The following is a 22,210-nucleotide window of genomic DNA, read 5'->3' as shown; positions in this document are numbered from 1 at the left end:
AAGTGGAGGGGAAACCATGAAGGCTGTAGTCACCGGCGGAGCCGGTTTCATCGGCTCGCACCTGTGCGACCACCTGGTCGCCCTGGGCTACCAGGTCACGGTTCTGGACGATCTGTCGACCGGTTCCCTGGAGAACCTGGTGCACGCACAGGGCGCGCCCGGTTTCCGCTTCGTGGAAGGAGACGTTCTCGACCGTGGACTGGTCGACTCCCTGATCAAGGGATCCGACGTCGTCTTCCACCTCGCGGCGGCCGTCGGTGTGTACAACATCGTCGACAACCCGCTGCGCTCCCTGCGTGTCAACCTCCACGGAACGGAGAACGTGGTCGAGGCCGCCGCGGCCCACCGGGTGCCCTACATGATCGCCTCCACCAGTGAGGTCTACGGCAAGAACGACGCCAACGGCCTCAAGGAGAGTGACGACCGCATCTACGGTCCGGCCACCACGAGTCGCTGGTCCTACGCCGCGGCCAAGGGGCTGGACGAACTGGTGGCCTACGTACACGGCGTCGAATCCGGGGTGCCGTGCGTGATCACCCGGTTCTTCAACATCGTCGGCCCTCGGCAGACGGGTCGTTACGGAATGGTCGTGCCCCGCTTCGTCGACCAGGCGATGGCGGACGAACCCATCACGGTGTACGGCACGGGCACGCAGCGCCGCTGCTTCGGCTCGGTCTTCGACGTGGTGCCCGCTCTCCTGCCGCTGCTGGAGACCTCCGAGGCCTACAACCAGGCCGTCAACCTCGGAGGCCATGAGGAGGTCTCCATCAAGGGGCTCGCCGACCGGGTCGTGGAGTTGACCGGCTCCCGGAGTCCCATCACCTTCATCGACTACGAGGAGGCCTACGGCGAGGGCTATGAGGACATGCAGCGCCGCTACCCCGACACGTCGCTGGCCGCGCAGTTGATCGGATACCGGCCCGAGCGCGACCTCAACGACATCATCCGGTCGCTCGTCGAGCACCGTCACGCCCCGGGGTCGGTTCCCGAGCCCGCCTGAAGTGGACCATGGCCTGCCAGGGCGCACACTCCGCCCGGCCGGCCACCACGATCGCCCAAGAGGTGAACGAGGAGCGACGGAGGACGTGCTCCTTCCCGTCAGGGTGGAAGGACACCGCACCGACCCCACCGGGCCCGTCCGCCGAGGTCGCCCGGTCACGGCCCACGGAGGGCACACGTCCGTCCCCGCGCGGGCGAAGGCGGGACGCACCGTGACGAAGGATCCTTCGGACCGTCGGCCCCAGGCTCACAGGTCCAGGAGGACCGTCGCCAACAGGACGCAGCTCATGGCGAGGACACCGCCGCACAGCGCCAGCATCGCCCACGGGCGCGCCACGTACGACGGCGGCCCCCCGGTGTCGGGGGCTCTCACACCGTGCCCGTTGTGACGCCACCTCAGCCACACGTGCAGCCCCAGCACCGCCGTCAGCACCAGCACGGCGACCATCGTCACCGTGCGCATCACGAGCGGCGCCTCCAGAGGGCCGCCTTCACCGGGCACCAACTCACCACGGAAGAACAACAGCCCCACGATGACCAGCAGGATGAGGGTGCGCTGCCAGGAGAGCAGGGTGCGTTCGGGCTGCATGCCCGGGTCGTTCCGCTCGACGGGAGTGGTCATCGCGCCTCCGAGTCCAGCCGTCCTGGGACGGGATCCTCGTCGCCGTGCCCGTGTCCTGTGCCGATCGGTTCGCGCACGGGTCCCGCACGATCTCACAGCAGGTTGCCCAACAGGACCAGAACGCACACCGTCCCCACGGCGAACGTCGTGATCAGTGGCAACATGCTCAGTTTCAGTAGGCCGCCCCGGCTCATGATCTTCTGTACCTGGTACCAACGCAGCGGAGCGTAGACGGTGATGACCCCGGCCAGCAGCGCCAGCAGAAGGCCGACGACCATACGGGGGCCCTCGTCCCAGTCGAGTGGGAGCAGATGAAGGACCGCGACCGCCCCGGCCAGAAGGGCCAGTGCGGTGCGGACCCAGGCGAGGAAGGTGCGCTCGTTGGCGAGGGTGAACCGGTAGTCGACCGGTTCGTCGGTCGCGCGCGTGTCCTCCCCCCTCTCCTTCGAGGACATTCGCCCACCCCCCAGGTCTTCGGACATCTCCCCGTACACGTCCCCCGGCCGGCCGCGGACACCGCCGGGCCGGAACACCGGCCACCACGATCGACCTGCTTCGACCCTACTCCCGCTTTCCCTTCCGAACAGGTAGGCGAAACCTGTCGAAGCCGAGGAGGCGGGCCGCCCTTTCCACGCGATCCATGGCGCTGGGGAGGCATGCGGAACAAACGAGTGGGCACGACCGCTGTAACACTCAGAGATGGCGGTTGGCCGACGGTCGACACCAACCCAGACGAGCAGATACAGGAGACCACGTGCCCACGGTCGAGCTCACAAAGGACAACTTCGCGGAGACGTTGAAGGACAACGACTTCGTCCTCATCGACTTCTGGGCGGACTGGTGCGGTCCCTGCCGACAGTTCGCCCCGGTGTTCGAGTCCTCCGCGGAGAAGCACACCGACATCGTGCACGCCAAGGTGGACACCGAGGCGCAGCGTGAACTCGCCTTCGAGTTCAAGATCCAGTCCATCCCGACTCTGATGATCGTGCGCGATCGCACCGTCATCTACAACGAGCCGGGCGCGTTGCCCCCCGAGGCCCTGGAGAGCCTGATCTCCCAGGCTCGGGAGCTGGACATGGACGAGGTCCGCCAGAAGGTGGCCGAACAGAGCGGGAACGCCCAGGAGTAGACGCCCGCGCACAGACCCCAGCTCGCGCCCCGGACGCTCCGCCACGGCGGAACGCGTCCGGGGCGCGAGGCGTTCCCGGTGTGACGCGCTCGGGCGTCCACCCGGGAAGATGACGTGTGCGCAACGTCCGGGGGACATCACTCGTCGAGTCCACCACGGACGTTCACCTCGACCACGGGATTCCTTCACCCGGGCTTCACATAGGCATATTTACATGGGCATGACAGCGCTCCGCGGCTTCGGCCGCGCCTCTTCGCGCACGCACAGTCCGACCCGGAAGTGGCCTCATGTCCGTCAGCAGCACCGCCTCCTCTCGCGGCACCGAGACCGGTCGCGGCGTCGCACCCGACACCGTCCGGTACGACCGCGAGGTCCCCGACCTGGGCGCCCCCGTCTTCGACATCTCCGACCTGTCCATCTACTACGGAACCAACAAGGCCGTACGTGACGTGGAACTGAAGGTGGGACCGCGCCAGATCACCGCGATGATCGGTCCCTCGGGATGCGGTAAGAGCACCGTCCTGCGCACCCTCAACCGGATGAACGACCTCATCCCCGGTGCCCGTGTCGAGGGCAGGGTCACCTACCACGGGGAGGACCTGTACGCGCCGGAGGTGGATCCCATCGAGGTGCGCCGTCGGATCGGCATGGTCTTCCAAAAGCCCAACCCCTTCCCCAAGTCGATCTACGACAACGTGGCCTACGGGCCGAGGATCAACGGCATGCGCGGCAACATGGACGACCTGGTCGAGGAGACCCTGACCAGGGCCGCCCTGTGGGACGAGGTCAAGGACAAGCTCAAGGAGAGCGCCTTCGCCCTCTCCGGCGGCCAGCAGCAGAGGTTGTGCATCGCGCGCACCATCGCGGTCGACCCCGAGGTGATCCTGATGGACGAGCCGTGCTCGGCGCTCGACCCCATCGCCACCCTCAAGATCGAGGACCTGATGTACGAGCTCGCCAGTGAGTACACCATCGTCATCGTCACCCACAACATGCAGCAGGCGGCGCGCGTCTCCGATCGCACGGCGTTCTTCACCGCCGGCGTGGACGACGCGGGTGGGCGCTACGGCAGCCTGGTCGAGTTCGACGAGACCACCAAGATCTTCAGCAATCCCTCCGACAAGCGGACCGAGGACTACATCAGCGGTCGCTTCGGCTGAGGCCGTTCGGTGGAGTTCCGCCCGTCCAACCAGGGCTTCGTTCGGGCGACGAGGGTTCGTCCCTTTCGGAGAACCCGAAGGAAACGCCCGGTGAACCGGCCGGAGAGGTCGCCGGTGTGACGAGTGGGATCCCCCCGGTCGAACGTGTTCCGGAGAACCTTCCCGTTCCTTCGACGAAGTGGACATCCCATGCCCGCGCTCACTCCGTCCGCCTCCATCGACCCCTCCTCCACCGTGGACGAGGCGGTGGAGTCCGCCGGACGCCCCGACGGGCCGCTGCGGGTGCTGCTGGTGGAGCCCGAGTCGGAGCAGTCGCACCAGCTGGTGTTGTCGCTGAGCGGCCACGACGTGGACATCACGGTCTGTGTGGACGGAGCGGAGGCCCTGCTGCGGGTGGGAATGATGCGGCCGGACACGCTGGTGACCAGCGCGACCCCGCCGGAGGTGGATCTGGAGACCCTGGTGAGGGTGACCCGGCGGGCGACGGAGATCCCCGTCCTCATCGGGGTGGGCCCCGGCGACTCCCAGCGGGCGATGCGCGCGCTGGCGGCCGGAGCCACCGCCTGCGTCAGCCGCCCCTACCGGATCCCCGAACTGGCGGCGCTGTTGCGCGGCTCCCTGCCCGGAGTCGACGGCGGCCACGACGGAACCGCCGTCCCGGTCTCCTTGAGGCCGGCCTCGCTGAAATCGGGTCCGCTGGAGCTCGACGCCCGTGGACACCGCCTGTTCGTGAACGGCGCTCCCGTCGACCTGGCCCTGCGTGAGTTCGGGATCATGGACTTCCTGCTCAGGAACAACGGCAGGGTGGTCAGCCGTGAAGAGCTGTGGGCCGAGGTCTGGCGCAAGCCGCTCCCTCCGGTGAACAACACGATCGCGGTGCACATCCGCCGGCTACGGCACAAGCTGGGTGACTCCGAGGCCCGACCCAGATTCATCCACACGGTTCGCGGGATCGGTTACCGCCTGGACACCACGAACGGTTCCTGAGCCCGAAGGGAACACCGCGGAGGAACGCGTTCCACACTCCGTGAAGAACCCTGCTCCGGTCCTTTTTTCATTTTCCCGTCACCCCCACTCCGATGAACGAGAAAGTGAACCACGGAACAATCGAACTTGTCACATCGGTTGCCGGACGGCCGCTCACATCCACCGTGAGAAAGGTCATAGCCGCAGGCCAACACGGTTGACAAAAAATGCCCAATGGCAAAGCAGGAACCCCGCACCACCCTATGGTTATCAATCGGTTACCTCTATTAACTCCACATTCACCTGAGTTCTACCGACAGGACTTCATTTCGATGGCACCACGTCTTTCGGCGCACCTAGAGTCGTTTCACGTCAGCCCCGACAGTGGTGATTCGACGAGGAGAACTACGACATGCGCAACGGGCGTTCCAAGCTCGCCGTCCTGGCGGCCGTCCCCCTGCTCGCGACGGCGTGCGGCGGTGGAGGCGGCGACACCGGTGACGGTTCCGACGGTGGCGGCGGCGATCTCAGCGCCTCCTTGACCGGCGCCGGCGCCAGCTTCCCCGACCCCCTCTTCCAGGACTGGATCTACACCTACTCCAACGACGTCCAGCCCGGCGTCAGCATCAACTACCAGAGCGTCGGCTCCGGTGCCGGTGTCGAGCAGTTCCTTGAGCAGACCGTCGACTTCGGCTCCTCCGAGGAGCCCCTGAGCGACGAGGACCTCGCGGCCGCGTCCGAGGCCCGAGGCTGCGAGGCCGTACAGTTCCCCGTCGTCTTCGGCGCGGTCGTCATCGCCTTCAACAACCCCGACCTGGACGGCCTCGTCCTGGACGCCGAGACCATCGCGGGCATCTACTCCCGTGACATCACCACCTTCGACGACCCGGCCATCGCCGAGCTCAACCCCGACATGGAGCTGCCCGGCGACGAGATCGTCCCGGTCCACCGTTCCGACGGCTCCGGCACCACCTACGTCTTCTCGCACTACCTGAGCACCGAGGTCGACTCCTGGGCCAGTGAGTACGGCGAGGGCAAGGAACTGGACTGGGCCGACGGCCTGGTCGGTGGCCAGCAGAACGACGGTGTCGCCCAGGGCATCACCCAGAACCCGGGCGGACTGGGCTATGTCAACCAGTCCTTCGCCCAAGAGGCGGGCCTGTCCGTCGCCAAGGTGGTCAACGAGGACGGCAACCCGGTCGCGCCGACCCTGGAGGCCACCATCGCGGCCTCCGAGGAGGCCGACATCCCGGAGAACTTCCAGTTCGCCATCGACGACATCGGCGGTGAGGGCTACCCGATCGCCGGTTCCAACTGGATCTTCACCTACACCTGCGGTTACGAGCAGGCCGGTGCCGACGCGATCATCGACTTCTGGACCTGGGCCCTGACCGACGAGGGCGCCCGAGAGCTGGCCGGTGAGCTGGGTTACGCCCCGCTGGGCGAGGGTCTGACCGACCGGGTCGTGGCCGAGCTGGAGAAGACCAACTCCGAGAACGCCGCCGGAGACTCCGGCGCCGACGAGGGCGCCGACTCCTAGGCGGTGTCCTCAAGGGACTCCGCCGCGCACACCCGCCATCATCCGGCGTCTTCGACGGGGCCGGGGAGGTCCTCCCCGGCCCCCGTACCCACCGCCCCGGCGGTGCGGCCCGCTCTCCACTCCCCACGAAAGCCACAGAGGAGAAGCACATGTCCACCGAGGTCCGTGAGGCCCCCAGGGACCCCGAAGCCCCACAGGACTCGGTCGGGGGGACCCTGCGTTCGGGCAGGGGGCGCCTCGCCGATCCGGTCTTCAAGTGGGTCGTCGCGGCCTGCGGCACCATCGTGCTGGTCATCCTGGCGCTGATGGTCGTTCGGACCACCACCGAGGCCTGGCCGGTCTTCGCCAAGGAGGGCTTCTTCGGGTTCCTCTTCGGCGACACCTGGGACCCCGGCACCTCCCGCACCGAGATCACCGGCACCTACAGCGCCTGGCCCTTCATCTACGGGACCCTGGTGACCGCGGCCATCGCCATCGCCATCGCGCTGCCGCTGGCGATCATGGTCTCCGTCTACCTGACCCACATGGCCCCGCGCCGTATCGCCAAGCCGCTGTCCTACACGGTCGAACTGCTCGCGGCGGTGCCGAGCGTCATCTTCGGTCTGTGGGGACTGCACTGGTTCCTGCCGAACGTGCTGCGCCCCTTCTTCGACGCTCTGGAAGGGGCCCTCGGCTGGTTCTTCCTCTTCGAGGGCCCGGTACGCGGTGTGGGCTACCTGCCCGCCGGAATCGTGCTGGCCATCATGATCCTGCCGATCATGACGGCGATCATCCGCGAAGTGATCGCCGTACAGCCGCTCGACCAACAGATGGCCGGCTACGCGCTGGGGTCCACCCGGTGGGAGGTCATCACCAAGGTGGTCCTGCCCTCCAGCTTCTCCGGGATCGTGGCCGCCGCCATGTTGGGGCTGGGCCGCGCCCTGGGCGAGACCATCGCCGTACTGATGTTGATCGGCGGCTCCCAGTCCTGGGGCGCCAGCCTGTTCGGCACCGGGAGCAGCATGGCCTCGCACATCGCCGCAACCTTCGGCGAGTCCTCGCCGGAGAGCCGCATCGCCCTGATGGCGATCGGTGTCGCCCTGTTCCTGGTCACCATGATCGTCAACATCCTGGCCCGCGTCATCGTCTGGCGCCTGGGACAGACCACGGGAGACTCCGCCGTATGAGCACCACGACCACCACACCTCCCCCCTCCACCCGGCACACCCCGCTGAGCCGGCGCCGGCCCGGTGCGGGGCTGCGCAGGTTCAAGGACCGGGCCGCGACGGTCGTCCTCACCACCGCCATGGTCCTGGCGATGATCCCGCTGGTCCTCATCATCTTCGAGGTCACCCGACGCGGCATCGGCGTGATCGACCTGGACTTCTTCACCCAGACCGAACCGCCACCGCGACGCGAGGGCGGCGGATACGCGGCCGGGTTCTTCGGCACGCTGTACATCATGGCGTTGGCGGTCCTGATGTCGATCCCGTTCGGCATCGCCACCGCCGTCTACGTCGTGGAGTACGGCCCCAACCGCCTGACCTCGGCGATCCGCTTCTTCACCGACGTGATGACCGGCATCCCCTCGATCTTCGTCGGCCTGTTCGTGTACGGCCTGCTGGTGGTCGGCTGGGGCGGCATGGGCTTTGGCACCTTCGTCGGCGCCGTGGCGATCGCGGTGATGATGCTGCCGATCGTGACCCGGTCCGCGGAGGAGATGCTGAGGCTGGTCCCCGACGAGATCCGCAACGCCAGCTACGGTCTGGGCGCACGCAGGTGGCAGACCATCATGTTCACGGTGCTGCCCGCCGCCGCCCCCGGACTGACCACCGGTTCGATGCTGGCGGTCGCACGCGGCGTCGGCGAGACCGCGCCGCTGCTGCTGACCGCGTTCGGGTCGGGTCTGCTCGTGACCGCCTTCCAGGGGCAGCCCCAGGGCTCGGTACCCACACAGCTGTACCGGGGCGCCATGCAGCCCTTCGAGGCCGGCATCGACCGCGCCTGGGGCGCCGCGCTGTGCCTGTTCGTCCTGGTGTTGCTGTTCACCGTGGTCGCACGGTGGGTCGGCTCACGAGGGTCGGTGGGCGGTCGGTAGGGCGATGGCCGCAGGAGTCGGGACGCCCGGACGTCCCGTCGCTTCTGCACGACGCCGTGGCCCGATAGCCTGGCCCCGCCCCCATCGCCGACCGCACGAGCTGGAGTGTGACACATGGCCTCGAATTCCGACTACGCGGCGACCTTCGGGTTCGTCGACGCCGACAGCGACGGACGCATCTCCGCCCAGGAGTACGCCGACCTGATGCACCGTCTCGGGGACACCTGCACCCAGGAGCAGGCCAGGCAGGCGATCGAGGCCATGGACCAGGACGGCGACGGGCTGATCACCTTGGAGGAGTTCACGGCCTACATGTCCGACCAGGGAGCCTGAGGCACGACGAGGTACCCGTCAGCGCGGTTCGCGCGCCAGGTAGACGGTGTCGGGCACACCCCGGGCCACGGGGACCTCGATGACCTCCACCGACGCGAAGCACCGGCGCAGTGAGGCGTCGAAGGCGGGTACCGCGTTGGCGCTCCAGAAGGCCAGCACCCCGCCGGGCCTGAGCAGGCGGGTGAGCCGGTCCAGGCCCGACGCCTCGTAGAGACGGCTGTTGTTCTCGGTCACCGTCCACGCGGGACCGTTGTCGGTGTCCAGACAGATCACGTCGTAGCGGGCGGGTGACGCGGCGGAGGCGGCGTCCTCCAGCCACTCCACGAGGTCGGCCTCGATCACCCGACAACGCGCATCCCTGTGCACGTGCTCGGCGACCTCGCCGAGTTCTCCGTCGTGCCAGGCGATCACGTGGGGTTCGAGCTCCACGACCTCCACCGACGTCACCCGGGGGTGGTCCAGGGCCTCACGCGCCGAGAAGCCCACCCCCAGTCCGCCGATGAGCACCCGGGCCTGGGAGCGGCCCGCCGGGAGCGCGGCGAGACCGGCGCGCACCATCTCGCGTTCGGACGTGCCGTCGCGGGTGTCCATGAGGAACACGCCGTTGGAGTAGATCTCGTAGTGCGCGCCCACCCGGCGCAGCACGAGGTCCCCACCGGTCTCCCCCGTCACTCTGGCCAGCGTCACCGCCTCGCCCTCGGGAGCGTTCGGACCGGTGACAGGCGGGTTCGGAGTCGACTGGTTCATGCCCACATTGTGCCCGTGACCTCCCCGAAGGTCCCACCGGGAGGCCACGGGCACCGTGTCACAGGCGGCAGGCGTAGATGTCGGTGACCAGGATGGCCCGGGCCCCCAGCTGCCACAGGTCGTCCATGATGCGCTGCGCCTCCTTGCGTCGCACCATCGACCTGACCGCGACCCAGCCCTCCCGGTGCAGCGGGGAGACCGTCGGCCCCTCCATCCCCGGCGTGAGCTTGACCGCGTCCTCCAGGTGCTCGGCGTGCACGTCGTAGTCCATCATCACGTAGTCGCGGGCGACCAGGACGCCCTGGAGACGGCGCAGCAGCGTGTCGATCTGGGGGTCGTCCGGGGCGTTGCGGGGCCGGATGACGACCGCCTCGGAGACCAGGATCGGGTCGCCGAAGGTCTCCATGCCCGCCTGTCGCAGGGTGGTGCCGGTGGAGACCACGTCGGCGACGGCGTCGGCGACGCCGAGCTGGACCGAACTCTCGACCGCGCCGTCGAGGTGGATCACGCGGGCGTCGATGCCCTGCTCCTCCAGGTAGGAGCTCAGGAGGCCGTCGAAGGAGGTGGCGATCCGCTTGCCGTTGAGGTCGGAGACCTTCATGTCGGCGCCGCCGGGGGCGGCGAAACGGAAGGTGGAGCCGCCGAAGCCCAGCGCGAGCACCTCGTCCACGGGTGCGCCGGAGTCCAGCAACATGTCGCGACCGGTGATCCCGGCCTGGAGGATGCCCTCGCCCACGTAGACGGCGATGTCCTTGGGCCGCAGGAAGAAGAACTCGGTGTCGTTGTCGGGGTCGACCATGACCAGGTCGCGGCTGCTCTTGCGCTGCCGGTAACCGGCCTCGCTCAACATCTCCACGGCCGGTTCGGAGAGTTGGCCCTTGTTGGGCACGGCGATTCTCAGCATGTCGGGCATGTTCGGCTTTCTTGTGGCTGCGTGTACGGGGACGTCCGTCGACGGCCGGAACGCGCGAGGCGTGCGCGCCGGCCTACAGATGCTTGTAGACGTCCTCAAGGCGCAGCCCACGGGCCAGCATCAGGACCTGGAGGTGGTAGAGGAGTTGCGAGATCTCCTCGGCGGCCTGCTCGTCCGACTCGTACTCGGCGGCCATCCAGACCTCGGCGGCCTCCTCGACGACCTTCTTGCCGATGGCATGGACACCGGCGTCGAGTTGGGCGACGGTCCCGGACCCCTCGGGGCGGGAGCGCGCCTTCTCGGACAGCTCGGCGAACAGCTCTTCGAAGGTCTTCATGGCGTCTTTCCTCGACCGACAGATGCGCTACCAGCGTAGGCGGTCCCGCGCCCTGATGCCGTACCGAGGGGAAGATGTCTCACCATGTGGTCGGCGTCCTACGCCACACCGCGACGGGACCCCTCAGTGGAACCTGCGCGCGGCGGCGCGAACGATCGGTCGGGGAAGGAAGCGCAGGATGCCCGAAGCCGCCTTGTACTGGGCCCCGGGAACGACACTGGCGCGTCCGGCCGCCCAGGCCGCGAGGGACTCGCGCACGACCCGTTCCTTGGGCACGAAGGCGAACGCGGGCATACCGCTGTCCTGCACCCTCCTGGTCATCTCGGTACGCACGAAACCCGGGAGGACCACGGTCACGTGCACGTCGTCCCGGGAGACCTCCGCGGCCACGCTCTCACTCCACAGACTGACGAACTTCTTGCCCGCCCCGTACACCGACCCGCCGGGATTGGCGGCCACCTCGCCGGCCATGGAGGAGACGTTGATGACACCCAGCCTGGCCTCGGTCCGCCCCTCCCTCCTCCGTGCGATCTGCACGGGAAGTACGGCGCGGGCCAGGCGGAGGACGGCGCGCACGTTGAGGTCGAGCATGGCGTCGATCTCGGCCGGGTCCTGTTCGGTGAAGGGCCCGCCCTCACCGCGCCCGGCGTTGTTGACCAGCAGGTCGATGGGAGCGTCGTCACCACCGCCGTCGGCCGACAGGCGCTCGACCACCTGTCCCAGACCCTCCTCGGTGCCCAGGTCGGCGGGCAGGGTCCGCACACCGACCCCGTAACGAAGACCGAGCTCCTCGGCGAGGGCTTCCAGCGCCTTCTTCCTCCGGGCCACCAGGACCAGGGAGTAGCCGCGCTCGGCGAGCCTGCGGGCGTACTCCTCGCCTATCCCGCTGGAGGCTCCCGTGACCAACGCGGTCCGGGGGTGGTCGGGGACCTGGGGGGCACTGGCAGGTCTGCTCATACCCCAAGGGTAGAGGGGCCGGACGCGTCCGGACGCGTCCGCCTCCGGAGCCCGCGCCCGGGGTTCCCCACGCGGGGGAGGGATCTCTCACAGCCCGTCCGAGCGATGTTCTTCCACGGCACCGGCCCCGCCGTTGCCTTCCTCGGGGTCGAAGACGTTAGCGTGCGGGTATGTCCGAGACACACAGCACTTCCGGACCCTTCTCCTCCCTGCGATTGGATGAGCGTCTACGCGACACACGACTGTTCTTCAGCCAGGCGCTGCGTACCTTCCACGCCACCGGCTCCATCGTTCCCAGCAGTGGTGCGCTGGCGCACGCGATGGCGGAGTACGTGCGCCGACGGCCCGAACCCGAACGCCCGCTGCGCATTCTGGAGGCGGGCGCCGGCACCGGTGCCATCAGTCGCGGGATCGCCGCCGCCATGCGCCCGGGGGACACCGCCGACCTGGTGGAGGCCAACCCCGAGTTCGCCGCCTATGTCGAGGACCTGTTGGAGACGGATCCCGTCATGTCCCGGGTCCGCGACGGCGTCCGCGTACACGCCAAGCTCGTCAACGACATGGGAACCGACCGTTCCTACGACGTGATCGTCTCGGGCCTGCCGTTCGCGAACTTCACCGTCGACGCCGTCCAGGAGATCCTCGACTACTACTTCGAGGTCCTCGAACCGGGCGGAACGCTGTCCTTCTACGGCTACCTCTACACCAAGGAGGTCAAAGCGGTCATCGCGCGCCGCGAGGACTACCTGCGCCAGGCACGGACGAGCTGGCTCGTGCAGGACTGGATCGACTGCTACGGCGTCGGTTCGGAGAAGGTGTTCGCCAACATCCCGCCCGCGTGGGTGCACCACCTGCGCAAGCCCGAGAAGACCGACTGAGCCCTTCCGCATTCTCCGGACACCGGGTCCGCCACAGACGTGGCGGACCCTTCGTGTCCCAAGACACGGGGACCACCGCCCACGGGCACCCGCGCGGCCCGTTCCCACCGATTCCCCGCGACGATGGGTGATCCAGAGGTAACAGGAATCGCCTGATATGCCCTTCCTGGTGTTTTGCTACTGATTCGTGACCTGCATCACTCGAATCTGGTGTCGCAGGTACGGGTGGTGCGGGGGTAGTCTCACGTTGACTCCCTGCGCATCGAACCTTTGCCTATGGCATGACCTCTGTGCCACGCATCCGCACAAGGTCTCAGGGCTCCTTCCCTACCCCCCCAGCCCGTCCCGCGCCACAAGCACCGCCGGCACCTTGCTCACACCCGTACACCGGGCGAACCACAAGCGCGCGCACGGAGTCCTACAGATCATCCATTTTCCCAGGTCAGTGTGGACCAACGGAGGAGGCGACGTGACGCTCACCCAGGCTGTCGAGATGGCTCCGGAAACTCCGGTGAGCACCGCTCCCGCGGTCATGCCCGTGGACGTACGGCGGCGTGTCTCCGCCCTGGCCAGAACCTCGCGGTTGCTGGTCGCCTGCGACTACGACGGCGCTCTGGCGCCGATCGACTCCGACAGCAGGCGCCCGCTTCCCGAGGCACTGCGCGCCCTGCGCGAGTTGGCCGACCTGCCCGGCACCGTCTGCGCGGTCATCTCCGCCAGACCCCTGCGCGACCTGGCCGCGCTCTCCCGTCTGCCCGCCGAGGTGCGCCTCGTGGGCGGTCGCGGCACCGAGTTCGACATCGACCTGACCATCGACCCACAGCACACCGCGACCGGTTCCGAGGCCCCGCCCTCCGACAAGGCCGCCGCACTGGAACTGCTGCGCGACCAGGTCGAGGCGACCGCGATCCTCTACATCGGGGGCGGCGACGGTGAGGAGCCCGTCTTCATGCGGCTGACCGGCGCCGACGCGGGCGTCCGGGTCGGTGAGGGCCCCACCGTGGCCTCCCACCGCGTGGCCGACACCCCGACCGCCGCGGCCCTGCTGTCCAGCCTGGCCACCGAGCGCCGTTCCTGGGTGTTCGGCGAGCGCCCCACGCCCATCGAGCGCATGTCGATGCTCTCGAACCAGAACTCCGTCGCCCTCATCGGCCCCGACGCGCGCCTGCTCTGGTTCTGCCACCCCGAGCCCGACTCCAACGCCCTGTTCGCCGAGGTGCTGGGAGGTCGACAGGCCGGGGTGTTCGCCATCGCCCCCGAGCACGGCGGCCGACCGCTGGGCCAGCGCTACCTGCCCGGCACCATGACCGTGCGCACACGCTGGTCGCGCCTGGAGGTCACCGACTACCTCGCGCACGGCACCCCGCAGGGCCGCACGGACCTGGTCCGTGTGATCAGCGGTGTCACCCCGGCCACCGTCGAGTTCGCGCCGCGTCCCGACTTCGGCCGGGCGCCCGTGCGCATCACGCCCCAGGAGAACGGCCTGCTCGTGGAAGGCGCCGACTTCCCGATGGTGCTGTACTCGCCCGGCGTGGAGTGGGAGATCGGCCACGACGGCTTCGACGACGTCGCCCGCGCGGTGGTCCGCCCCTCCTCGGAGGAGCCGGTGGTGCTCGCGCTGCGCTGCGGCACCGACTCCCTCGTGCCCGGTACCCTGCCCGAGCCCGAACTCCAGCGCCTGGCCGGCGAGCACTGGTCCACCTGGCTCGACGGGCTCACCCTGCCCGACACCGCCCGCCAGCTGGCGGCGCGCTCGGCCCTCACCCTGCGCGGACTGTGCACCCCCTCCGGTGGTGTGATGGCCGCCGCGACCACGTCGCTGCCCGAGGAGATCGGCGGTGTGCGCAACTGGGACTACCGGTACTGCTGGCTGCGCGACGGCGCCATGACCGTGCAGTCGCTGGTCACCCTGGGCTCCACCGCCGAGGCGGAGGCGTTCCTGGACTGGGTGCACCGGGTCGTGGAGTCGTTGCCCGGACCCGAGATGCTGCGCCCGCTGTACTCCCTGCGGGGAACCGACCTGGGCCCGGAGGAGGTCATCGAGTCGCTGTCGGGTTACGCCGGCTCGCGCCCGGTCCGGATCGGCAACCTCGCCGACCGCCAGGTGCAATTGGACGTGTTCGGACCCGTCGTGGAGCTGATCGAGAAGCTGTCGTCGGTGCGCGGCACCCTGGCCGACCGTGACTGGGACCTGGTGCGATCGATGGCCGAGGCGGTCTCCCGCCGTTGGCACGAGCCCGACCACGGCATCTGGGAGGAGCGCGACGAGCCTCGTCAGCGCGTGTACTCCAAGGTGATGTGCTGGGTGACGCTGGACCGCGCCATCCTCCTCGCCGACCGCTACGGCCGCGAGGTGGACCCGTCCTGGCACGGTCTGCGTGACGACATCGCCGCCGAGGTGCTGGAGAAGGGCTGGAACGACCAGGCCCAGGCCTTCACGACCGCCTACGACGGCACCGACCTGGACGCGGCGTCGCTGCACATCGGTCTGTCCGGAATGATCGACCCGACCGACGAACGCTTCCAGTCCACCGTCACGGCCATCGAGGCGGAGCTGCGCAGCGGCCCCACCGTCTACCGGTACCACCGCGACGACGGCCTGCCCGGTGGCGAGGGCGGCTTCCACCTGTGCACCACGTGGCTGATCGAGGCGTACCTGCTGACCGGCCGCCGTGCCGAGGCCGAGGAGCTGTTCAGCCACCTGGTGGACTCCGCCGGACCCACGGGGCTGATCCCGGAGGAGTTCGACCCGCTCACCGAGCGCGCCCTGGGCAACCACCCGCAGGCGTACTCGCACCTGGGCCTGATCCGCTGCGCCCAGCTGCTCGACCGCCTGTGAGGCCCCCTCCTCGTCGGGCCCTCCGGGATCCGTTTCCCGAGGGCCCGGCCAGGAGCGCCTCCGACAGGAGGGCCGAGGACCCGGTCGGCGTGCCTCCCGCCACGCCACCGGGACGACCCTCCTCGCCACAAGAAGCCTCACCGAAAACGCGGCCCCTCCTCCAAGAGCTCGCGTACGTGCGGCCACTCGGCTCCCAGGACCGAGTAGTACACGGCGTCCCTGCGTCGTCCGTCGGGCATCGGGTCGTAGCTGCGCAGCACCCCCTCCTCCGTGGCGCCGATGGCACGCAGCCCCCGACGGGCGCGCTCGTTGAGCACGTCGGTCTTGAACTCGACCCGCTCGGCGCCCATCTCCTCGAAGGCGTGCCGCATCATCAGGTACTTCGCCCAGTGATTGATGCCGCGTCCGCGAAAGTCGTGTCCCAGCCAGGAGCCGCCGATCTCCAGGCGCCGGTCCCCTTCCGCCAGGTTCCCGTAACTCATGGCGCCCGCGACGCGCCCACTGGCCTTGTCGGTGATGGTGAAGGTCGTGCGCTGCCCGCTGTCACTGGCGGCGAGGGAGGAGTAGAAGAACCGGACGAAGCTCGCCTGGTCCTCCACCCGGGTCACGAAGTGCGTCCAGATCTCGGGGTCCATGGCTTGTTCCCGCCATCCCTCACGATCGGTCTCCGCCATCGGCGTGAGCAGCACGTGCTCGTTCTCCAGTCGGACACGTGACTGCTCGGACCACGACATGGGCACTCCTTTGGGTATACGTCGTTATGTCCGCTGTGGATTGTAGTGTCGGTCTTGGTGCGACCTTCCCCGGACCCCGGCGGCACCGCCGCCACGGGGTGGACGCCCCGCCCTCCTCCCCCGACACACGCCCGGTGCGACACCCCACTCCAACCGTCCAGCATGGTGCATATAACCAGGTCTCGGACATTACGTGTGCATATGGAAGGATTCACGGGTGACCGAAGAGTTCCGCGCCGCGTTCCAACGCGTGCTCGACACCGCAGCCGGCCAGGCACCCGACTTCCCGGCCGCCGTACACGACGCGTTCAGGCTGTCCTCCCAGGTGCCCGTGGAAGAACTCGGCGTCGCCATGGAGGCGCTGTCCCCGGTCCTGGGGGAGGTCGAACCGACCGCGGGCATCGCGGCCGACCTCGCCGTCCTGGCCGGCGCCCTGGTCGAGTCGGGCGCGCCCGCGGGACAGGTGGGGTTGGAGGTACTGCGCCAACTCGGCAGCTACGGCCAGGCCGCGGTGGCGTTCATGCACGCGTGGGACAAGACCGGCGGAGGAGCCCTGCCCGCGCCCAACGACGTGTCGGAGGCCGACGAGGCGCGGGTCGAGGAGGTCCTCGGGGAGAACGCGCCGCTGGCCACCGTGGGCTGGTGGACGTCACTGCGCTACGGTCTGGCCGCCAAGGCCATGCTGAGCGACTCCGGAGTGCGCGCCGCCGTACGCGCCGACTCCACCGCCCTGGAAGGGCTCACCCAGATCGTGCACGCGCTGTCCACACAGCTCAGCGAGTTCGTCGCGGTGAAGGAACTCCTCCAGATGGCGGAGGTGGACACCGTCCTGGTGCTGGACCGGGCTTCGTGGCGGGGGTTCCGGGTCCGTTTCGACGGGATCGGCGACAACTTCCAACTGCACACGCTGCTCGCCGACGCCCTGATCGGCAAGGAGGGGCGGCGGGTGCCCGGCACCCGCCCCGACCCCCGGTGGACGGCCTCGTACCTGGACGCCCCGGCGGACCCGCTGGCGGACATGGTGCGGGGAGAGTGGGACCTGGTCGGCGCGGACGGCACATGGGTGGGCAACGAGTCCCACCCCCGCGACATCCCGGTCGTGGACGGTGAGCGTGTCCTGGTGCTGGAACCACAGACCCTGGTCCAGTCCTGGCGGGCCGGACGCAGGCATCCGCACATCCAGGGGTCACTGGAGGTACTGGAGGAACTGGGCCAGGGGGAGGTGACCACCTGGTGGGCGCGCATCCACCCGGCCGGCACGGTGCGGCACCCCATGGCCCCGCCGGTCGAAGAGGACACCGGGGCCCACAGACCTCCGCGGCACTTCGGCGTGGCGGCGCACTTCGCCGAGGTGGACGGGGGACCGATGTCGGAGTCCTTCCCGGCCCTGGACACCGACATCCCCGAACCCGAGATCCTCGCGTCGGAGGGGGAGGCGGCCGAGTTCGGGTTCACACCAGGACCACCGCACACCCCATCGCCGCCCCCGGAGCCGTGGGAACCGTCACCGGAGTTCGGCCGGATCCCGGAAGAAACACGTGCCCCGGAACCGCACCCGTGGACCGAGGAGGAACCGGAGCCGTTCGAGGAAACCCCGGACCCCGGAGCGCCCCGACTGCCGCCCATGCCCCCGGGCGTCTCCGACAGCTGGGCGTGGGCCCCCCTCTGGAAGTGGCCCGCACCGCCCGATCCCCCACGGTGAACGGGACCCTCGGGGAAGGACCGTGAGCCTTTCCGAAGGCCGTGCACCGCGCCCAGCGCCGAGCGCCAAGAAGAGGGCGCCTGATCCCCCACGAGCGACCGGTCCGCGGTTAGGCTGGCCTTCGGCAATCCAATAACCCGGGCAAGCCGACTGCGCTGGGTGGGTCACAAACACACTCAAGGAGATCCCGTCATGGGACAGCGACACTTCGACCTGGTGGTCCTCGGGGCGGGGCCCGGTGGCTACGTCGCCGCCATCCGCGCCGCACAGCTCGGTCTCAAGACCGCCGTCATCGAGGAGAAGTACTGGGGCGGGGTCTGCCTCAACGTGGGCTGCATCCCCTCCAAGGCACTACTGCGCAACGCCGAACTCGCCCACCTGCTCCGGGAGGACGCCGACCTGTTCGGCATCAAGGTCGAAGGCAAGGTCGAGTTCGACTTCGGCAAGGCCTACAGCCGTAGCCGTGAGGTGGCCGACGGCCGTGTCAAGGGCGTCCACTACCTCATGAAGAAGAACAAGATCACCGAGATCGAGGGGCGCGGGACCTTCACCGACGACCACACGATCGAGGTCGCCGACAAGGACGGCCGGACCGAGACCGTCACCTTCGACAACGCGGTGATCGCGGCGGGTTCCTCCACCAGGCTGCTGCCCGGCACCGAGCTGTCCGAGAGGGTCGTCACCTACGAGGAGCAGATCACCACCGACGACCTCCCCGGGAGCATCGTCATCGCCGGCGCGGGGGCCATCGGTGTGGAGTTCGCCTACATCATGGCCAACTACGGCGTGGACGTCACCATCGTCGAGTTCCTCGACCGTCTCGTGCCCACCGAGGACGAGGAGGTCTCCAAGGAGCTGGCCCGGGCCTACAAGAAGCTCGGCATCAAGGTCATGACCTCCACCCGCGTGGAGTCGGTGCAGGACACCGGCCAAAACGTGAAGGTCACCGTCAGCAGCGACGGCAAGGAGCAGACCTTGGAGGCCGACAAGCTCCTCCAGGCCATCGGCTTCTCCCCCAACGTGGAGGGCTACGGCCTGGAGAAGACCGGTGTGGAGCTCACCGAGCGGCGCGCCATCGCCATCGACTCCCGCGGTCGCACCAACGTTCCGCACATCTTCGCGATCGGGGACGTCACCGCCAAGCTCATGCTGGCCCACACCGCCGAGGCCATGGGCATCGTCGCCGCCGAGACCATCGCGGGTGCGGAGACACAGGAGATCGACTACCGGTTCATCCCGCGCGCCACCTACTGCCGACCGCAGATCGCCAGCTTCGGATACTCCGAGAAGGAGGCGCGGGAGGCCGGCTACGACGTCCAGGTCGCCAAGTTCCCGTTCATGGCCAACGGCAAGTCGCACGGACTCGGCGACACCCGCGGTTTCGTCAAGATCCTCTCCGACGGCGAGTACGGGGAGTTCCTGGGCGCCCACATGATCGGTCCGGACGTCACCGAACTGCTGCCCGAACTGACGTTGGCCCAGCAGTGGGACCTGACCGTGCACGAGGTCGCGCGCAACGTCCACGCGCACCCGACGCTGAGCGAAGCGGTCAAGGAGGCCGTACACGGCCTGGCCGGCCACATGATCAACATGTAGTCGCCCCGCCTCCGGGTCCCCGTCGCAGGGCGGCGGGGACCCGTCCGTGTCACGCCGGTGCCGCCGAGGGCGCCGCGCGGAGGGGCCGGGGACCGGCACGCGATGGGCGGCGCCGGAACTTGCTAAGTTTCCCTGTGTCCCCCGCCGGGGCCCCTCCCGCCACCCGGCCCTCCCCGACCCCGAAAGCCATCCATGCGACTGATCCCCTCCACCCCCCTGTCGTGCCTGGGCACGGCCGTCGCCGCCGTCGTCATCGGCGGAGTCGTCCTCGTCGGCTGTGACGTGGTCGACCTCGACGAGTTCGACCTGAACCTCAGCCTCTCGTCGGGGGACGACGAGGAGTCCCCCGAGGAGGAGCCCGGTGCCGAACCCGACGCCGAGGAGGGTGAGGAGTCCGAGGAACAGGCCGCCTCCGAGTACGCACTGCCCGAGTCGTGCGCGTCCGTCGGAGCCGCCGAGATCGTCGGCGACCTGGCTCCCGGCCCGGTCCTGACCGAGGAGACCGGCGAGGTGGAGGGCGTCGACGACGCCGAACAGGTGGTGTGCTCCTTCAGCGACGGCGGCACCGAGCCCGGCACGCCCTCGTTCACCCTCGTGTTCACCCTGAACGCCGACCCCAGCCTCGACCCGGACGTGGTGCGGGTCCCCGGCGCGGAGGCGGAGATGAACTGGGAGGTGGACATCGACGTGGACGTGGACACCTACCACACCGACGAGGCCGACTCCCTGGGCGGCGACCTGGAGTACGTGGGCACGGTGGACGGCTCCAGCCGCCACCTGTACCTCTCCCTGCCCGGTGACCTGTACGTCACGGCGATCGCGTACTTCGACGACGTGCCACGCGAGGACCTGGAGCGGGTGGTCATGCTGGCCGCCGAGCGGGTCCGCGGTTGACGTCGCCACACCGGACGACCGAGGGGGCCGCCTTCCGGCGGCCCCCTCCCGTGTTCCCGGCCGCGGGCGTCCCCGCTCCGGCGGCGTTCCGTCCGCCGGGCCCGCTCCCGGCACCCCGGTCAGGGACGGGGTCTTCCGACCGTGAGCCCGGCGGAACGATGACGACCCTTCCTCAGTACTCCACCGGGATCTCCTCGAACTCACCGAAGGGACCCGCACGGAGGGTCAGCTCCTCCACGTCCGTCGGTGGAGCGGGGAAGACCGCGACCAGGTTGTAGGTGTTACCGGGCTGGAGCATGTGCACCTCCTCGGCGAAGCTGCTGTAGCGGCCCTCGTCGAAGGCCATCTGCGCCACGTACCGCACCAGACCGCTCTCGGGCTCCAGCAGCTGGAAACCGCCGAGCGTACCCTTGTTGAACTGCTCGGGGCCGCCGGCCTGGACCGCGTCCTGCCCGCCCATGTCGGGCATGGTCGGCTGATCGGTGGTGTTGGTCAGCGACACCGTGCCGATGACGTAGGCACCGTCGCGGCGCAGCGGGTAGATCTCCATGAGCACCCCGTCCAACTCGCCCTCGGCCACCACGGACCCCGGGTCGTCGCTGTAGGGGGCCGGCCAGGTGACGTTGCGCTGGGCGACGCCCAGACCGTCGTCGTCGTACTCCTCTTCCTCCGTGGCCTCGACGGTCTCGTTGAAGACGTAGGAGAACTCCACGCGGCGGTTACGCGCCCGGGCCTCCTCGTCGTCGGGCCCACCCTCGCGGGCGACCGGCTCACGCTTGCCCCGCCCCTCGACCTCCAGGGTGTAGCCGGCCCCCAGCTCCTCGGCGAGCAGGTCGCGTACGCTCTCGGCGCGCTTGACCGAGAGCGGGTCGTTGTAGGAGTCGTCGCCGATGCCGTCGGTGTGGCCGATGACCGTGATCACGGGCTCGTCGGGGTCGACGTTGCCCGCCAGCGTGGTGGCCGCGCGACGCACCACGTCCTCGGCCTCGGCGGTCAGGTCCGAGCGGTCGAACTCGAACATCACGTCCGAGTGCAGGGAGATGATCTCGCGATCACCGTCGCGGGTGGTGGAGGCGATCTCGGAGTCGACGAAGCTCTGCACCCAGCCCTCGTCGGCCACGGCGTCCTCGTCCGGCCTGCGGTTGGCGAAGGTGAGGTTCTCACCGCGTGCGGGAGGGTCGTCCAGGGAGAGGTGGTCGGGTCCGTTGGGGTTCTCCGGGTCAGGCCGCTCCTCCTCCACGTCCTGGACGGGGATGCCGGTCATGGCGCCCAGACCACTACCGACGAAGGTCACCTGCGCGACCTCGTCGGGGATGCGCGGGAAGTAGCGCACGTACTCGTTGGTGACCCCGTCATGGACCGGGTACAGACCGTCCTGGTTGGGGCTCTCCGAGCCGTACTTGAGCCCCTCCTCGTCCAGGAACTGCCGGTAGACACGGCCGGTGAGCGGGTCGACCAGGGTGTGCGCCATGCTCATGTTCCGGTTCGGCCCGGAGAAGTCGTCGAGGTAGGTGATCTCGTAGTACATGACCGTGTGGTCGTCGGTGCGTTCCAGACCGGTGATGGCGAAGCGCATCTCGGCGTCCTGCCCGGTGTCCTGGAAGATGCGACCCTCACGGACGTAGGGGAACTCCTCCTTGACCGCCGGCGGTCCCGATCCGTCGCCGAACGTCTCCGACCACCAGTCGGAGACGTTCACGTTGATCGAGCAGCCGCTGAGGAGGAGGCTGCCAGAGACCATCAGCGCGACCACGGTGAAGGGCGTCTTGCGCGCCATGTGGGGGAAC

21 protein-coding genes are annotated in these 22,210 nt (G+C 68.9%); 13 read left to right on the top strand and 8 right to left on the bottom strand.

The genetic code is table 11. The annotated features are described in order from the left end of the window. The first annotated feature begins 16 nt into the window (after window positions 1–16). A complete protein-coding gene (locus PFX91_RS19610; protein WP_285734005.1) occupies window positions 17–1,000 on the top strand; it encodes an NAD-dependent epimerase/dehydratase family protein in 984 nt (327 codons plus the stop codon). 246 nt (window positions 1,001–1,246) lie between these two features. Here PFX91_RS19610 and PFX91_RS19605 read toward each other — a convergent pair whose 3' ends face one another. After that, the gene (locus PFX91_RS19605) at window positions 1,247–1,621 is read right to left on the bottom strand and encodes a DUF202 domain-containing protein (protein ID WP_285734002.1); all 375 of its coding nucleotides are present in this window, start codon (window positions 1,619–1,621) and stop codon (window positions 1,247–1,249) included. A gap of 92 nt (window positions 1,622–1,713) precedes the next feature. Then, window positions 1,714–2,076, bottom strand: coding sequence for a YidH family protein (locus tag PFX91_RS19600; RefSeq protein WP_285734000.1), 363 nt, complete (start codon window positions 2,074–2,076; stop codon window positions 1,714–1,716). Window positions 2,077–2,375: 299 nt separating this feature from the next. On the opposite strand from PFX91_RS19600, the gene trxA reads away from it, so the two are divergent. The 7 genes from trxA to PFX91_RS19565 all read left to right on the top strand — a co-directional run bounded on the left by trxA (window position 2,376) and on the right by PFX91_RS19565 (window position 8,826). Then, window positions 2,376–2,750: a thioredoxin gene (gene trxA / locus PFX91_RS19595; RefSeq protein WP_285733997.1), complete on the top strand. Its 375-nt coding sequence runs from the start codon at window positions 2,376–2,378 to the stop codon at window positions 2,748–2,750. 287 nt (window positions 2,751–3,037) lie between these two features. After that, window positions 3,038–3,910, top strand: a complete 873-nt coding sequence (gene pstB / locus PFX91_RS19590; RefSeq protein WP_285733995.1) for a phosphate ABC transporter ATP-binding protein PstB — start codon at window positions 3,038–3,040, stop codon at window positions 3,908–3,910. A 189-nt stretch (window positions 3,911–4,099) separates the two neighbouring features. Then, window positions 4,100–4,897: a response regulator transcription factor gene (locus PFX91_RS19585; protein ID WP_285733993.1), complete on the top strand. Its 798-nt coding sequence runs from the start codon at window positions 4,100–4,102 to the stop codon at window positions 4,895–4,897. 391 nt (window positions 4,898–5,288) lie between these two features. Next, entirely contained in the window at window positions 5,289–6,416 is a 1,128-nt protein-coding gene (gene pstS, locus PFX91_RS19580) for a phosphate ABC transporter substrate-binding protein PstS (protein ID WP_285733991.1), read from the top strand. A 149-nt stretch (window positions 6,417–6,565) separates the two neighbouring features. Then, window positions 6,566–7,582 carry a phosphate ABC transporter permease subunit PstC gene (gene pstC / locus PFX91_RS19575; protein ID WP_285733989.1) on the top strand — a complete coding sequence of 339 codons (1,017 nt, stop codon included), beginning with the start codon at window positions 6,566–6,568 and terminating at the stop codon, window positions 7,580–7,582. Continuing rightward, window positions 7,579–8,493 (top strand): phosphate ABC transporter permease PstA, encoded by a 915-nt coding sequence (gene pstA, locus PFX91_RS19570; RefSeq protein WP_285733988.1) that lies wholly within the window; start codon window positions 7,579–7,581, stop codon window positions 8,491–8,493. The genes pstC and pstA overlap by 4 nt, the downstream gene beginning before the upstream one ends. A 114-nt stretch (window positions 8,494–8,607) precedes the next feature. Beyond that, window positions 8,608–8,826, top strand: a complete 219-nt coding sequence (locus tag PFX91_RS19565; protein ID WP_285733986.1) for an EF-hand domain-containing protein — start codon at window positions 8,608–8,610, stop codon at window positions 8,824–8,826. A gap of 18 nt (window positions 8,827–8,844) precedes the next feature. On the opposite strand, the gene PFX91_RS19560 is transcribed toward PFX91_RS19565, so the two are convergent. The 4 genes from PFX91_RS19560 to PFX91_RS19545 all read right to left on the bottom strand — a co-directional run bounded on the left by PFX91_RS19560 (window position 8,845) and on the right by PFX91_RS19545 (window position 11,780). Continuing rightward, window positions 8,845–9,573 (bottom strand): spermine/spermidine synthase domain-containing protein, encoded by a 729-nt coding sequence (locus PFX91_RS19560; RefSeq protein ID WP_285733984.1) that lies wholly within the window; start codon window positions 9,571–9,573, stop codon window positions 8,845–8,847. Window positions 9,574–9,631: 58 nt separating this feature from the next. Next, window positions 9,632–10,486, bottom strand: a complete 855-nt coding sequence (gene hisG / locus PFX91_RS19555; RefSeq protein ID WP_285733982.1) for an ATP phosphoribosyltransferase — start codon at window positions 10,484–10,486, stop codon at window positions 9,632–9,634. A 73-nt stretch (window positions 10,487–10,559) separates the two neighbouring features. Beyond that, window positions 10,560–10,823: a phosphoribosyl-ATP diphosphatase gene (locus PFX91_RS19550; protein ID WP_014913038.1), complete on the bottom strand. Its 264-nt coding sequence runs from the start codon at window positions 10,821–10,823 to the stop codon at window positions 10,560–10,562. Window positions 10,824–10,946: 123 nt separating this feature from the next. Beyond that, entirely contained in the window at window positions 10,947–11,780 is an 834-nt protein-coding gene (locus PFX91_RS19545) for an SDR family NAD(P)-dependent oxidoreductase (RefSeq protein WP_285733971.1), read from the bottom strand. A 170-nt stretch (window positions 11,781–11,950) separates the two neighbouring features. On the opposite strand from PFX91_RS19545, the gene PFX91_RS19540 reads away from it, so the two are divergent. Together PFX91_RS19540 and PFX91_RS19535 are read left to right on the top strand one after the other, a co-directional pair. Beyond that, window positions 11,951–12,658: a class I SAM-dependent methyltransferase gene (locus PFX91_RS19540; RefSeq protein ID WP_285733969.1), complete on the top strand. Its 708-nt coding sequence runs from the start codon at window positions 11,951–11,953 to the stop codon at window positions 12,656–12,658. A 469-nt stretch (window positions 12,659–13,127) separates the two neighbouring features. Then, window positions 13,128–15,497, top strand: a complete 2,370-nt coding sequence (locus tag PFX91_RS19535) for a trehalase-like domain-containing protein (RefSeq protein ID WP_285733966.1) — start codon at window positions 13,128–13,130, stop codon at window positions 15,495–15,497. A 137-nt stretch (window positions 15,498–15,634) separates the two neighbouring features. Here PFX91_RS19535 and PFX91_RS19530 read toward each other — a convergent pair whose 3' ends face one another. Next, window positions 15,635–16,231, bottom strand: a complete 597-nt coding sequence (locus PFX91_RS19530) for a GNAT family N-acetyltransferase (RefSeq protein ID WP_285733964.1) — start codon at window positions 16,229–16,231, stop codon at window positions 15,635–15,637. A 217-nt stretch (window positions 16,232–16,448) separates the two neighbouring features. Between PFX91_RS19530 and PFX91_RS19525 the strand changes: the two genes are divergently transcribed. From PFX91_RS19525 to PFX91_RS19515, 3 genes are all read left to right on the top strand, one after another. Next, window positions 16,449–17,933, top strand: a complete 1,485-nt coding sequence (locus PFX91_RS19525; RefSeq protein ID WP_285733963.1) for a hypothetical protein — start codon at window positions 16,449–16,451, stop codon at window positions 17,931–17,933. Window positions 17,934–18,125: 192 nt separating this feature from the next. Further along, a complete protein-coding gene (gene lpdA, locus PFX91_RS19520) occupies window positions 18,126–19,529 on the top strand; it encodes a dihydrolipoyl dehydrogenase (RefSeq protein WP_285733961.1) in 1,404 nt (467 codons plus the stop codon). A gap of 192 nt (window positions 19,530–19,721) precedes the next feature. Beyond that, window positions 19,722–20,423: a hypothetical protein gene (locus tag PFX91_RS19515; protein ID WP_285733959.1), complete on the top strand. Its 702-nt coding sequence runs from the start codon at window positions 19,722–19,724 to the stop codon at window positions 20,421–20,423. 172 nt (window positions 20,424–20,595) lie between these two features. On the opposite strand, the gene PFX91_RS19510 is transcribed toward PFX91_RS19515, so the two are convergent. Further along, window positions 20,596–22,200, bottom strand: coding sequence for an OmpA family protein (locus PFX91_RS19510; RefSeq protein ID WP_285733957.1), 1,605 nt, complete (start codon window positions 22,198–22,200; stop codon window positions 20,596–20,598). Window positions 22,201–22,210 lie beyond the last annotated feature (10 nt).

It is taken from the genome of Nocardiopsis sp. ATB16-24 (assembly GCF_030271535.1).
GTDB lineage: Bacteria > Actinomycetota > Actinomycetes > Streptosporangiales > Streptosporangiaceae > Nocardiopsis.
Note: the sequence above shows the minus strand (reverse complement) of the source record. Positions and strands in the feature narration are given on the sequence as shown.

Bases quoted from the DNA above. Each gene is read 5' to 3' on its own strand.
- PFX91_RS19610 (WP_285734005.1), top strand. From the start codon at position 17: ATGAAGGCTGTAGTCACCGGCGGAGCCGGTTTCATCGGCTCGCACCTG.
- PFX91_RS19605 (WP_285734002.1), bottom strand. From the start codon at position 1,621: ATGACCACTCCCGTCGAGCGGAACGACCCGGGCATGCAGCCCGAACGC.
- PFX91_RS19600 (WP_285734000.1), bottom strand. From the start codon at position 2,076: ATGTCCTCGAAGGAGAGGGGGGAGGACACGCGCGCGACCGACGAACCG.
- pstB (WP_285733995.1), top strand. From the start codon at position 3,038: ATGTCCGTCAGCAGCACCGCCTCCTCTCGCGGCACCGAGACCGGTCGC.
- PFX91_RS19585 (WP_285733993.1), top strand. From the start codon at position 4,100: ATGCCCGCGCTCACTCCGTCCGCCTCCATCGACCCCTCCTCCACCGTG.
- pstS (WP_285733991.1), top strand. From the start codon at position 5,289: ATGCGCAACGGGCGTTCCAAGCTCGCCGTCCTGGCGGCCGTCCCCCTG.
- pstC (WP_285733989.1), top strand. From the start codon at position 6,566: ATGTCCACCGAGGTCCGTGAGGCCCCCAGGGACCCCGAAGCCCCACAG.
- pstA (WP_285733988.1), top strand. From the start codon at position 7,579: ATGAGCACCACGACCACCACACCTCCCCCCTCCACCCGGCACACCCCG.
- PFX91_RS19565 (WP_285733986.1), top strand. From the start codon at position 8,608: ATGGCCTCGAATTCCGACTACGCGGCGACCTTCGGGTTCGTCGACGCC.
- PFX91_RS19560 (WP_285733984.1), bottom strand. From the start codon at position 9,573: ATGAACCAGTCGACTCCGAACCCGCCTGTCACCGGTCCGAACGCTCCC.
- hisG (WP_285733982.1), bottom strand. From the start codon at position 10,486: ATGCCCGACATGCTGAGAATCGCCGTGCCCAACAAGGGCCAACTCTCC.
- PFX91_RS19550 (WP_014913038.1), bottom strand. From the start codon at position 10,823: ATGAAGACCTTCGAAGAGCTGTTCGCCGAGCTGTCCGAGAAGGCGCGC.
- PFX91_RS19545 (WP_285733971.1), bottom strand. From the start codon at position 11,780: ATGAGCAGACCTGCCAGTGCCCCCCAGGTCCCCGACCACCCCCGGACC.
- PFX91_RS19540 (WP_285733969.1), top strand. From the start codon at position 11,951: ATGTCCGAGACACACAGCACTTCCGGACCCTTCTCCTCCCTGCGATTG.
- PFX91_RS19530 (WP_285733964.1), bottom strand. From the start codon at position 16,231: ATGTCGTGGTCCGAGCAGTCACGTGTCCGACTGGAGAACGAGCACGTG.
- lpdA (WP_285733961.1), top strand. From the start codon at position 18,126: ATGGGACAGCGACACTTCGACCTGGTGGTCCTCGGGGCGGGGCCCGGT.
- PFX91_RS19515 (WP_285733959.1), top strand. From the start codon at position 19,722: ATGCGACTGATCCCCTCCACCCCCCTGTCGTGCCTGGGCACGGCCGTC.
- PFX91_RS19510 (WP_285733957.1), bottom strand. From the start codon at position 22,200: ATGGCGCGCAAGACGCCCTTCACCGTGGTCGCGCTGATGGTCTCTGGC.